This window comes from Micromonospora okii, assembly GCF_020884795.1.
Taxonomy (GTDB): Bacteria; Actinomycetota; Actinomycetes; order Mycobacteriales; family Micromonosporaceae; genus Micromonospora; species Micromonospora okii.
The window spans coordinates 242,806-254,025 of sequence record NZ_BBZF01000020.1 but is presented as its reverse complement, the minus strand read 5'-3'; the positions used below and the strand labels follow the sequence as shown (position 1 = coordinate 254,025).

Genomic DNA, 11,220 nt, shown 5'->3' with positions numbered 1-11,220 from the left:
TACGGAGCGGGAACACCGCTGGCTGCGACGGCCTGGCCACGCTGTGCGGCCCGCGGTTGCCGCTTCTCGACGAGTCCCGTCATGTGTGACCCACTTTCCGGCCCGGTGCGTGGCCCGACCACGCGCACGACCGGTTTTCCCGATCCGGGCGGGGGACCTTCCTGAGGGAGGCGCGGATGTTCGGACAGCCCACCACGACCACACCACCACCCACCGACCGGGGCCTGGAGGATCTCGACGCGGCGGCCCTGGCGTACGCGGCGCGGATCGCGGGGCTGCCCCCCGAACGGCGGCAGGAGGCCCGCGACGACCTGGTCCGCTTCGCGCTGCCGTTCGCCGGCCGGCTCGCCCGCCGCTACCGGGGGCGGGGTGAGCCGTTGGAGGACCTGGAGCAGGTGGCCCGGCTCGGGCTGGTCAACGCCGTCGACCGGTACGACCCGGAGCGCGGCTCGTTCACCGCGTACGCGGCGATCACGATCGTCGGCGAGATCAAGCGGCACTTCCGCGACCGGACCTGGGGCGTGCACGTGCCCCGCCGGCTGCGCGACCTGATCCTGGAGGTCGGCCAGGCCACGTCGGCGCTGACCAGCGAGCTGTCCCGCGCGCCCAGCGTGGCCGAGCTGTCGGCCCGGCTGGAGACCCCGGAGGAGGAGATCCTCGCGGCGCTGGAGTCGGCCGCCGGCTACAGCCCGGCCTCGCTGAACGCGCCGGTGGGCGGGGAGAGCTCCGCCGAGTTCGGCGATCTGGTCGGCGAGTCCGACAACGCCCTGGAGTCCGTCGACGACCGGGTGACCGTCAGCGGGCTGCTGCACCGGCTGCCCTGGCGGGAGCGGCGCATCCTGGCCATGCGCTTCTACGGCAACCAGACCCAGGCCGAGATCGCGGCCCGGTTCGGCATCTCCCAGATGCACGTCTCCCGGCTGCTGTCCCGGGCGCTGACCTGGTTGCGGCAGGCGATGCTGGCCGACGCCCCGCCGCCGTGGCAGAACGGCGCGGCCGAGGGGGATCAGCCGCCCCGCCCGAAGACCCCGGCCCGGCACCCCGCCGCCGGGAAGTGACGCGGGAGGGGCCTGTGGGTCGCCGTCCGAGCCGGGCGGGCCCGGCGGGTGCTCAGGGGACGGTGTCCGAGTAGACCTCGACGTCGTAGAGGAGCTGAAGGTTGCGGCGGCCGTTGGTGACGCCGACGAAGACCGGATCGCCGGCGGGGGTGCGGCCCTGACGCCACACCTGTTCCCGAGCCGCTTCCTGCGACTCGTGATGGTGCCTGCCCTCCCGGTGCAGTTGCAGGACGCGACGGGCGGTGGTCCGGTCGCTGGGGAGGTGGATTCGCAGCAGAGGCATGGCGCGACTCCTCACCGATGGTCGAGGCGGCCTCCTGGGATCGATGCTAGGCCGCCTGTCCACCGGATTCTCGCCCGCGCCGCGCCCGCCGGGGAGCTGCGGGACCGGGGCTCAGTGCTCGGTGGTGTCGCCCTTGCTGTGCGGGTGACGCCACCGCTCGTCCTCCTGCGGGGCCCGCTCCGCGCCCAGGTTGCCGACCTCCGCCTCGTCGGTCTCCTCGAAGCTGGGCCGGCGGACGTCCTCCGGGTTCGGCACGTCCACCGGGCGCGCGCCCGACTGCGGTGCCGGGTGGTACGCGGCGGCCTCCGGCGCGCCGTGCGCCCCCTCGGCCGCCGGCGACTCCGGCACGTGCCGCTCGTGGTGCAGCTCCTCGCCGAGGCTCTGTGGCGGCTTCGTGGTGCGCTGCGGCAGGTCCCGGCCGAGGTCGGCGACCCGGCCGCCGTACTTGAGGTCGAAGGCGGGCCGCTCGGAGCGGATGCGCGGCATCCGGTCGAAGTTGCGCAGCGGGGGCGGGCAGGTGGTGGCCCATTCGAGGGAGTTGCCGAAGCCCCAGGGGTCGTCCACCGTCACCATCGCCCCGTACCGCCACGACTTCCAGACGTTGTAGATGAAGAACAACGTGGACGCGCCGAGGATGAACGACCCGATGGTGGAGATCGTGTTCAGCGTGGTGAAGCCGTCCTGGGGCAGGTAGTCGGCGTACCGGCGGGGGAATCCCTCGGCGCCCAGCCAGTGCTGCACCAGGAACGTGGCGTGGAAGCCGATGAACATGGTCCAGAAGTGGATCTTTCCGAGTCGCTCGTCGAGCAGCCGGCCGGTCATCTTCGGGAACCAGAAGTAGATGCCGCCGAACGCCGCGAAGACGATGGTGCCGAACATGACGTAGTGGAAGTGCGCCACCACGAAGTAGGTGTCGTGCAGTTGGAAGTCGGCCGGCGGGCTGGCCAGCAGCACGCCGGTCAGGCCGCCGAGCAGGAACGTGACCAGGAAGCCGACGGCGAAGAGCATCGGCGTCTCGAAGGTGATCTGCCCCTTCCACAGGGTGCCGATCCAGTTGAAGAACTTCACCCCGGTCGGCACGGCGATGAGGTAGCTCAGGATGCTGAAGAACGGCAGCAGCACCTGGCCGGTGGCGAACATGTGGTGCGCCCAGACGGTCATCGACAGCACGGTGATCGCGATGGTGGCGAGCACCAGGCCGGTGTAGCCGAAGATCGGCTTGCGGGCGAAGACCGGGATGATCTCGGTGATGATGCCGAAGAACGGCAGCGCGATGATGTACACCTCGGGATGGCCGAAGAACCAGAACAGGTGCTGCCACAGCATCGGGCCGCCGGTGGCCGGGTCGTAGACGTGCGAGTGCAGCAGCCGGTCCGAGGCCAGGGCGAGCAGCGCGGCGGCCAGCAGCGGGAAGACGAATATCACGAGGACGCTGGTGAGCAGCAGGTTCCAGGTGAAGATCGGCATCCGGAACATGGTCAGGCCCGGGGCGCGCAGGGTCACGATCGTGGCGATCATGTTGACCGCGCCGAGGATGGTGCCCAGCCCCGACACGACCAGGCCGAGCACCCACAGGTTCGCCCCGACGCCCGGGCTGTTCTGGGCCAGGCTCAGCGGGGTGTACGCGGTCCAGCCGAAGTCCGCCGCGCCGCTCGGCGTGAAGAAGCCGCCGAAGACCATCATCGAGCCGAACAGGTAGAGCCAGTAGGCGAAGGCGTTCAGCCGGGGGAAGGCGACGTCGGGCGCGCCGATCTGCAACGGCACCAGGTAGTTGCCGAAGCCGAACACCATCGGCGTGGCGAACAGCAGCAGCATGATCGTGCCGTGCAGGGTGAAGAACTGGTTGTACTGCTCGGGGGAGATCATCTGCATCGACGGCCGGGCCAGCTCCGCCCGGATCAGCAGCGCCAGCACGCCGCCGACGACGAACCAGACGAAGGCGGTGATCAGGTACAGCAGGCCGATCTGCTTGGCGTCGGTGCTGCCGAGCAGCTTGACCAGCTTGGCCCCGGGCAGCGCCGGTCGCACCGGTCCCGGATAGCCGCCGAAGCGGGCCGGCGCGAGGATCGCCGGCCCCCGGTCTCGTCCGGGTTCAGTGGTCACCCGCTCGGGCATTGGCTCTCACCCCGTCGTCACGGCAAAAGGACGGGCGTGCCTACCCCGCCCCTTCTCCCATGAAACCAGGCCAGAGCGGCAAATTCGGTCAATTCGCGGTCGGGGCGTCAGGTGGCGGGCAACATCGCCCAGACGACCTTGCCGTCGCCGGCGGGGGAACTGCCCCAGCGCTGCGCCAGCTCCCGCACCAGCATCAGCCCCCGGCCGCCCTCCGCACGCGGATCGCGCGCCGCCGCCGCGCGCGGGGCCCGCGGGCTGCCGTCGGTCACGGCGATCTGCAGGTACGGCCGCCGCAGGGTGAGCGTGACCTGCATCGGCGTGCCGGCGTGCCGCACGACGTTGCCGACCAGCTCGCTGAGCACGATCGAGGCGGGGCCGGCCAGCTCCGGCAGGTTCCACCGCGCGCAGGCGTCGGCGACCAGCTCCCGCCCCCGCCGGCAGGCCCCCGCCACCGGCTCCAGCCGGGCCCGCAGCCGGGGCGCGGCGGCGGCCCCCGCCGTCCGGGTCGCCTCTGCGTAGTCGCGCCGGACCGGCACCACGCGCCCGACCGTGGAGTACGCCAGCCAGCTCGCGGCGTCCGGGGGCGGGGCGCAGAGCACGAAGGGCACGCCCGGCCAGTCGGTCGCCCGGCGGGCGGCGGCGGCGAAGACCGCCAGCGCCAGCGGGTCGCGGACGATCAGCCGGTCGAGGTCGACCACCAGGGCGTCCGGTTGGGCGGTGAGGCACCGGTCGAGGACGAGGTGCACCGCCCGCATGGTCGACATGTCGAGCGCGCCGGAGATCCGTACGACGGTCACCGGCGACTCGTCGCTAACGTCGCAGGTGATCCGACTCGGCATGGTGTTCCTCGTTTCGCGTCTGGGGATTCCCGGCAGGTACCCCCGGCCCCGCCCCCCGAAACGACCGTCCCCGCGTCAGGCCGGCAGCAGGTGGCGGGCGGCGGCCCCCCGGCGGACGGTCTCGTACAGCTCGACGTAGCGCTGCGCCATCACCGCCGGGGTGAACCGCGCCGCGGCCTCCCGCCGGCACTCGTCGGGGTCGAGCCGACCGGCGGCCAGGAGCAGGTCGGCCAACTCGTCCTCGTCGTCGGTGAGCAGGCCGGTGCGGCCGTGCTCGATCAGCTCCGGCAGACAGCCCCGGGCGGTCGCCACGACCGGGGTGCCCAGCGCGAGGGACTCGACCACGGCCGTGCCGCCGGGCTCCTCCCAGCGCAGCGGGAACAGGGCGGCGCGTGCCCCGGCCAGCAGGTCGTCGCGCTCCCGACCGGCGACGGTGCCCACCCAGCGGACCAGGTCGCCGTCGACGTGCGGGGCCACCTCGTCGTGGAAGAACCGCACGTCCGGGTTCTGCCGGGCCTCGTCGCCCGCCGCCGCGAGGTCCTCGGGCCGGTGGTACGGCCCGACCGGGCCCGCCAGCACCAGCGGCACGCCGACCCGCTGGGCCAGCCGGGCGCCGACGTCCTGGCCCTTGCCGGGGTTGATCCGACCCAGGATCACCAGGTGGTCGCCCTTCTCCGGCCGGGGCCGCCGGTCGGCGTCGACCGCGAGCGGGGTGGACAGGTGCACGTGACCGACCGAGTGCTCGCGCAGCGCCCGGGGGGCGCGGGCGAGCTGCGAGGCGGACACCCCGTTGACCCGGACCCGGTCGCCGCCGTCGAGGTGACCGTAGAGGTGGGGGTGCTTGGCCAGGTCCCAGTGCAGGGTGTGCAGCGCCGGCGGGGCGTCCGGGCCCATCGCCGCGAGGGTGGCCAGGCCGACGGCCTCCACGTGGTCGTGGACCAGGTCGACGTCGTCGCGCTGTCGCAGCCGCCGCACCACGCCGGACAGGTGCGCCTGGGCGACGCCGCAGACCTGGTTGTAGGGGCGTTGCAGGGCGGAGAACTGCCCGTCGGGGAAGACGGAGACCTTCTCGTCGACGTCGAGGGTGCTGCTGTCGACGGAGGCGAGCACCACCCGTACGCCGAGGCGGCGCAGCTCCGGCACCAGCGTGGCGATCACGTTCTCGATCCCGCCGTAGCCGGGCGGCGGTACGGACAGCCAGGGCCCGGCGTTCATCAGGACGGTGAGGCTCATGCGCGACTCCCTCTCTCGGTGGGCCGGTTCATGCCGCGACCCGGCGGCGGGGCAGGCGGTGCCGCAGCTCCGCCAGCGGCGGGCGTTCCTCGATCGAGACGTCGCTGACCACGATCTCGCGGTCCAGGTTCGGCAGCGCGTCGGCGCCGCCCCGGCGGAACTGGGTGAGCAGGGCGGCCGGGGTCGTGCCCGGGTCGGCCCAGCCCCGCCGCTGCAACCGCGACCACGCGGTCAGCATGATCTGCGCCGACATCCGGCCCAGAGCCGCCGTGTCCTGGTGCCGGTGCTTGCGCTCGCCCAGGTCCACCTGGGCCAGCGCGTCCAGCCCGACCAGGTCGAGCAGGTCGATCAGCATCGCCGTCTCGACGCCGTAACCCGAGACGAACGGCACCCGCTCCAGCACGTCGCGCCGGCCGGCGTACTCGCCGGCGAGGGGCTGGACGAAGCCGGCCAGCTCCGGCCAGAACAGGTTCAGCAGGGGCCGGGCCATCAGCTCGGTGACCCGCCCGCCCCCGTCGGGCTCCACGCTGGTCGCGCTGACCAGGGGCCGGTGGTAGAAGCCCTTCACGAAGTCGACCGACGGGTCGGTCAGCAGCGGCCCGATCAGGCCGGTCACGAAGTGCGGGCGGAACTCGCGCAGGTCGGCGTCGACGAACGCGACGATGTCGCCCTCCGCCGCCGCCAGGCCTGCCCACAGGGCGTCGCCCTTGCCGGTCAGCCGGGGCAGGCCCCGGGTCATCTCGTCCTGGCCGACCACCTCCGCGCCGGCCGCCCGGGCCACCGACGCCGTCCGGTCGGTGGACCGGGAGTCGACGACGATCAGCTCGTCGACCAGGGCCACCCGGTCCATCAGGTGTTCGCGGATCGTCGACACGATCGCGCCGACGGTCGCCTCCTCGTTGCGGGCCGGCAGCACCACGCTGACCCGACTGTCGCCCTTGGCGCCCAGCAGCCGCCGGGCGGTCCACTCCGCCGCCGAGGTGGTCCGGTATGTCGCCCACGCCTCCACCACCGGTGAGACGCCTACATCTGTATCCCGCACTGACACACCCCCAGCTCGTGGCGGAAAACGCGGAACAGAGTTTTCCCAGTTCCGGACCCACGCTAACCGGATCGCCCCTAACAGCCTGATCACGAACCGCCCATCGGCGGTTCCCAGGGCATGAACGTTTGGTCGCGTGCCCCACCGGGGAGTGCAAGGGCGAAAGGTGAAACCACGGCGAGAGGGCTTCCGGATGCGCACGTGCCGGGTGGGACTGGTCGGAGCGGGTGGAGTGGCGCAGCGTCACGCCCGGGTGTTGGACGGCTTCGACGACGTGGAGATCGTCGGCGTGACCGACGTGGCCCGCGACGCCGCCCAGCGGCTCGCCGACGCGCACGGCGGGCGCGCGTTCGCCGACGTCGACGAACTGCTCGCTGCCGGCCCCGACGCCGTGTACGTGTGCGTGCCGCCGTTCGCGCACGGGCCCGTGGAGGAGGCGATCGTCGCCGCCGGGGTGCCGATGTTCGTGGAGAAGCCCGTCGCGGTGGACCTGGACACCGCCGAGCGGATCGCCGACCTGGTGGCCCGGCGGGGGCTGCTCACCGGCGTCGGCCACCACTGGCGGTACCTGCACGTGGTGGCCGAGGCCCGCGAGCTGCTCGCCGGCCGCCCGGTGCGGATGGTCGGCGGGGCCTGGCTGGACAAGGTGCCCCCGGTGGCGTGGTGGGCCCGGCGGGACCGCTCCGGCGGGCCCGTGGTCGAGCAGGCCGCGCACGTGCTCGACCTCATGCGCGCGCTGGTCGGCGAGGTGACCGAGGTCAGCGCGTACGGCGACGGCGCGCCGCCGCCGGTCGACGGGGCCGACATCGACTCGGTGACCACCGCCGCCCTGCGCTTCGCCGGCGGCGCGGTGGGCACCCTCTCCGCCGCCTGCGTGCTCGGCTGGAAGCACCGGGCCGGGCTGGAGATCCTCGCCGACGGGCTGGCCCTGCGCCTGGCCGAGGACGGGCTGACGATCCGCGACGCGGACGGCGAGCGGCACCTTCCCGCCGACCCCGACGGCGCGCGCACGGCCGTCGACCGGGCGTTCGTCGACGCGGTGCGGGGCGTCGGCGACGACGTACGGGTGCCGTACGCCGAGGCGCTGCGCACCCAGCGGCTGGCCCTCGCGATCGCCGAGTCGGCGCGCACCGGCCGGCCGGTCTCCCTGCCCACCGGCCCGGCGGCTCCGGCGGGGGTGGGCGTCGATGCGTGACCGGGTGGTGGTGGTCAGCGGCCCGGGGCGGGTCGAGCTGGTCGAGCAGGACCCCGGCGAGCTGCGCGACGGCACGTTCCGGGTGGAGACGCTCTACAGCGGGGTCTCCGCCGGCACCGAGCTGAGCTTCGTCAAGGGCACCAACCCGTACCTGAACCTCACCTGGGACGCCGCCCTGGGGCTGTTCCGGCCGGGGGAGGCCAGCACCCCGTACCCGGTCACCCGGTTGGGCTACATGCAGGTCGGCCGAGTGGTGGCCAGCCGCACCCCGGCCGTCGCCGTCGGCACCGTCGGGGCCATGACCTACGGCCACCGCACCGGGTACGTCGCCGACCCGCTCGCCGAGCGCTTCGTCCCGCTGCCCGACGACCTCGACCCCCTGCTCGGCGTCTACGTCGCGCACATGGGCCCGATCTGCGCCAACGGCGTGCTGCACGCCGCCGCCGACCTGTGCGGCACCGACGTGCGCTCCCTCGGCGACGGGGTGCGCGGCCGGCGGGTGGCGGTGGTCGGCAGCGGGGTGGTGGCCCTGCTCACCGCCCTGTTCGCCCGGCGGCACGGCGCGGCGTCGGTGGTGGTGCTGGACCCGACCCCGCAGCGCCGGGCCGTCGCCGAGGCGCTCGGCCTGGAGACCCTCGACCCGGACGCGGACGACCCGGCGATGGTGCTGAAGACCCGGTGGAACCACGCCGCCGGCGACCGGGGCGCCGACGTGGTCTTCCAGTGCCGGGGGCAGGCGTGGGCGTTGCAGCTCGCGCTGCGCCTGCTGCGTCCCCAGGGCACCGTGGTCGACCTGGCCTTCTACCAGGGCGGCGCGGACGCCGTGCGGCTGGGCGAGGAGTTCCACCACAACGGGCTGTCGCTGCGCTGCGCCCAGATCGGGCGGGTGCCGCGCGGGCTCGCCCCGACGTGGGACCGGGAGCGGCTCTCGGCCGAGACGATCGACCTGCTGCGCGCCCACGGCGACGCGATCCGCACGCACCTGGTGTCGGCCGTGGTGCCCTTCGACAAGGCCCCGGAGCTGCTCACGGACCTGGCACAGCGCCGCCGCCAGGAACTCCAGGTGGTGCTGGGCGGCTGACCGGGCCGCAAAAGTCGCCCCGGGTCGCGTACCGTTGCGGCTCATGGGTGTGTCGCAACGGTTGAAGAGCAGGTTCCGGCGGTTCCTCCAGCGCCCCGGCACCACGGTCGACCTCGGCCCGCTGGAGAAGCTGCTGCCGGCCGTCGAGGCGCGCGAGGATGAGCTGTCGGCGCTGACCGACGCCGAGCTCACCGAGGCCGCCGGCGCCGCCACCGGGTACGAGGAGATCTGCGCCATCGGCCGCGAGGCCGCCCGGCGCGGGCTGGACCAGCGGCCGTACGACGTGCAGTTGCTCGGCGCGATGGCCCTGCTCTCCGGCAAGGTCGCCGAGATGGCCACCGGTGAGGGCAAGACGCTGACCGCCGCGATCGCCGCGTACGGGCACGTCCGCCTCGGCAACGGCCCCGTGCACGTGCTCACGGTCAACGACTACCTGGCCCGCCGCGACGCCCGGTGGATGGGGCCGGTCTACGAGCTGCTCGGGTTGACGGTGGGCTGGGTCAACGAGGCGTCCACCCCGCAGGAGCGGCGCGATGCCTACGCCTGCGACGTCACGTACGTCTCGGTCAGCGAGGCCGGCTTCGACTTCCTGCGCGACCAGCTCGTCACCGACATCGACGACCGGGTCCAGCCGCCGCTGGCCACGGCGATCGTCGACGAGGCCGACTCCATCCTGATCGACGAGGCCCGGGTGCCGATGGTCCTGGCGGGCGCGGTCGGCGGCGAGCAGGACCCGGTGCACGCCGCCGCGGCGCTGGTGCGCGGCCTGCGCAAGGGCAAGCACTACACGGTGGCCGAGGACGGCCGCAGCGTCGCGTTCACCTCCGCCGGCCTGGCCGCCGTCGAGGCCAAGCTCGATGACATCGACCTGTACGACGCCGAGCACGTCGGGCAGCTCTCCGCGGTCAACGTGGCGCTGCACGCGCACGCCCTGCTGCACCGCGACGTGGACTACATCGTCCGCGACGGCTCGGTGGAGCTGATCGACGAGATGCGTGGCCGGGTGGCCCAGCGCCGCCGCTGGCCCGACGGCCTCCAGGCGGCGGTCGAGGCCAAGGAGGGTCTCGACGCCACCGCCGAGGGCGAGGTGCTGGGCACCGTCGCCGTGCAGGCGTACATCGCGCTCTACCCGAAGGTGTGCGGCATGACCGCCACGGCGGTGCTGGTGGGCGACCAGCTCCGCGAGTTCTTCGGCCTGGAGGTGGCGGTGATCCCGCCGAACACTCCCTGTGTGCGGGAGGACGAGCCGGACCGCATCTACGCCACCCGCACGGAGAAGGACGACGCGCTGGTCGACGAGATCAAGCGCAACCACGACAAGGGCCGGCCGGTGCTGGTCGGCACCCTCGACGTGAAGGAGTCCGAGCAGCTCGCCGCCGGCCTGGAGGCCGCCGGGGTGCCCTGCGTGGTGCTCAACGCCAAGAACGACGACGAGGAGGCGGCGATCATCGCCGAGGCGGGCGCGTACGGCGCGGTCACCGTCTCCACCCAGATGGCGGGCCGGGGCGTCGACATCCGGCTCGGCGGCAGCGACCAGGCCGACCAGGAGCGGGTCGCCGAGCTGGGCGGCCTCTACGTCATCGGCAGCGGGCGGCACGACAGCCGCCGCGTCGACGACCAGCTCCGGGGCCGGGCCGGCCGGCAGGGCGACCCGGGCGGCTCGGTGTTCTTCGTCAGCCTGGAGGACGACCTGGTGGTCCGGCACGCCGGCGACGCGATCCCGGCCTCGCCCCGGATGAACGCCGACGGCCTGGTCACCGACCCGCAGGTCGACTACGCGGTGGAGCACGCCCAGCGGGTCGCCGAGGGCGTCAACCACGAGATCCACCGCAACACCTGGCGCTACAGCGTGGTCATCGAGCAGCAGCGCAAGGCCCTGGCCGAGCGGCGCGAGCGCCTGCTCACCAGCGATGTCGCGGCGCTGATGCTGCTGGAGCGGGTGCCGGAGAAGGCCGAGGAGATGGACGAGGACCTGCTCGCCCGGGCGGCCCGGTCGATCGCCCTCTATCACCTCGACCGGCTCTGGGCCGAGCACCTGGCCGAGCTCTCCGAGGTGCGCGAGGGCGTGCACCTGCGCGCCCTGGGCCGGCTCGACCCGCTCGACGAGTTCCACCGGGCGGCCGTGCCGGCGTTCAACGCCCTGGTCCCGGAGATCGAGGCGCGCACCATCGCCACCTTCACCGAGACCGAATTCGACGACGACTGGGAGCCGGACGCGTCGACGCTGGTGCGGCCCAGCGCCACCTGGACGTACCTCGTCCACGACAACCCGTTCGGCTCGGAGCTGGACCGCCTCATCGCGTCGGTGGGCCGCCGGCTCAGCTCCGCCCCGCGCTGAGGCCCGGCGGGCGGCTCCCCACGCCGGGAGCCGCCC

General features: G+C 73.6%; 9 protein-coding genes. 4 read left to right on the top strand and 5 right to left on the bottom strand.

The window, feature by feature from the left end; translation table 11 throughout:
- The first annotated feature begins 176 nt into the window (after window positions 1–176).
- On the top strand, window positions 177–1,058 hold the full coding sequence (locus LPU43_RS19855; RefSeq protein ID WP_229401971.1) for a SigB/SigF/SigG family RNA polymerase sigma factor: 882 nt from the start codon (window positions 177–179) through the stop codon (window positions 1,056–1,058).
- Window positions 1,059–1,110: 52 nt separating this feature from the next.
- Here LPU43_RS19855 and LPU43_RS19850 read toward each other — a convergent pair whose 3' ends face one another.
- From LPU43_RS19850 to LPU43_RS19830, 5 genes are all read right to left on the bottom strand, one after another.
- A complete protein-coding gene (locus LPU43_RS19850; RefSeq protein WP_229401970.1) occupies window positions 1,111–1,341 on the bottom strand; it encodes a hypothetical protein in 231 nt (76 codons plus the stop codon).
- Between the two features lie 111 nt (window positions 1,342–1,452).
- Window positions 1,453–3,456, bottom strand: coding sequence for an aa3-type cytochrome oxidase subunit I (gene ctaD, locus LPU43_RS19845; protein ID WP_229401969.1), 2,004 nt, complete (start codon window positions 3,454–3,456; stop codon window positions 1,453–1,455).
- Window positions 3,457–3,563: 107 nt separating this feature from the next.
- Window positions 3,564–4,295: an ATP-binding protein gene (locus LPU43_RS19840; protein ID WP_229401968.1), complete on the bottom strand. Its 732-nt coding sequence runs from the start codon at window positions 4,293–4,295 to the stop codon at window positions 3,564–3,566.
- A gap of 75 nt (window positions 4,296–4,370) precedes the next feature.
- Window positions 4,371–5,528 carry a glycosyltransferase gene (locus LPU43_RS19835; RefSeq protein ID WP_229401967.1) on the bottom strand — a complete coding sequence of 386 codons (1,158 nt, stop codon included), beginning with the start codon at window positions 5,526–5,528 and terminating at the stop codon, window positions 4,371–4,373.
- A 28-nt stretch (window positions 5,529–5,556) separates the two neighbouring features.
- Window positions 5,557–6,537 (bottom strand): glucosyl-3-phosphoglycerate synthase, encoded by a 981-nt coding sequence (locus LPU43_RS19830; protein ID WP_229402015.1) that lies wholly within the window; start codon window positions 6,535–6,537, stop codon window positions 5,557–5,559.
- Window positions 6,538–6,763: 226 nt separating this feature from the next.
- On the opposite strand from LPU43_RS19830, the gene LPU43_RS19825 reads away from it, so the two are divergent.
- From LPU43_RS19825 to secA2, 3 genes are read left to right on the top strand one after another with little or no spacing between them, the layout of a single operon-like run.
- A complete protein-coding gene (locus LPU43_RS19825; protein ID WP_229402014.1) occupies window positions 6,764–7,765 on the top strand; it encodes a Gfo/Idh/MocA family protein in 1,002 nt (333 codons plus the stop codon).
- The gene (locus tag LPU43_RS19820; protein WP_229401966.1) at window positions 7,758–8,846 is read left to right on the top strand and encodes a zinc-dependent alcohol dehydrogenase; all 1,089 of its coding nucleotides are present in this window, start codon (window positions 7,758–7,760) and stop codon (window positions 8,844–8,846) included. Before LPU43_RS19825 ends, LPU43_RS19820 begins: the two co-directional genes overlap by 8 nt.
- 43 nt (window positions 8,847–8,889) lie before the next feature.
- Complete coding sequence (gene secA2, locus LPU43_RS19815; RefSeq protein WP_229401965.1) at window positions 8,890–11,184, top strand: accessory Sec system translocase SecA2; 2,295 nt, start codon at window positions 8,890–8,892, stop codon at window positions 11,182–11,184.
- The last annotated feature ends 36 nt before the right edge of the window (window positions 11,185–11,220 follow it).